The 657-nt window shown below is 65.6% G+C and carries 1 protein-coding gene; it reads right to left on the bottom strand.

The annotated features are described in order from the left end of the window. On the bottom strand, positions 1-657 hold a 657-nt coding region (locus DMP08_RS12290; RefSeq protein ID WP_475734053.1), incomplete at both ends, for a Rossmann-fold NAD(P)-binding domain-containing protein.

Genomic DNA, 657 nt, shown 5'->3' with positions numbered 1-657 from the left:
ACCTGGTACTTGGGGAAGAAGACGTCCATGTAGGACGCGCCGCCCTCCTCCTCGTCGTACAGGCCGTACCACACGTCGGTGTAGACGAAGTCGGCGCCCTTGATGCACTCGACGTCGTCGGAGACCGTGATCGTGCCGCCGGAGACCTTGCAGTTCTCCTCGGCGATCGCCATGATGTCGACGGTCTTGTCCACCACGAGGCCGCCGTCGGTCACCTGGTGGCCCTTGGGGCCGAAGTGCACGAAGTCCATGCCCATCTTCGAGGCGATGAACATGAGCGACACGCACACCTGCGTGGCGTCGCCGACGAAGGCCAGCTTGCAGTCCTCGATCCTCTTGCCCTCGGGCAGGTTCTCGATCATGGTCAGCAAATCGCCCAGCTCTTGGGTGGGATGGTTGTAGTCGGACATGCCGTTGATGACGGGCGCGGCGCTGTTGGCGGCCAGGCCCACCACGTCGGGGTGGCGGTTCACGCGGGCCATGAGGATGTCCACGAGCGAGCCCATGACGCGCGCGGTGTCCTCGAGCGTCTCGTGGCCGCCCAGCTGGATGGTGCCCGGGCCGTAGAACTGCGCGTGGCCGCCCAGGTCGGTCATGGCCGTCTCGAAGGAGATGCGGGTGCGGGTGGACACCTGCTGGAAGATCATGCCGAGCGTC

Origin of the sequence: Paraeggerthella hongkongensis (assembly GCF_003726035.1) — a bacterium.
GTDB classification, from domain to species: Bacteria; Actinomycetota; Coriobacteriia; order Coriobacteriales; family Eggerthellaceae; genus Paraeggerthella; species Paraeggerthella hongkongensis.
The sequence above is the reverse complement of the archived record's forward strand: the minus strand, read 5'-3'. Positions and strand labels throughout refer to the sequence as shown.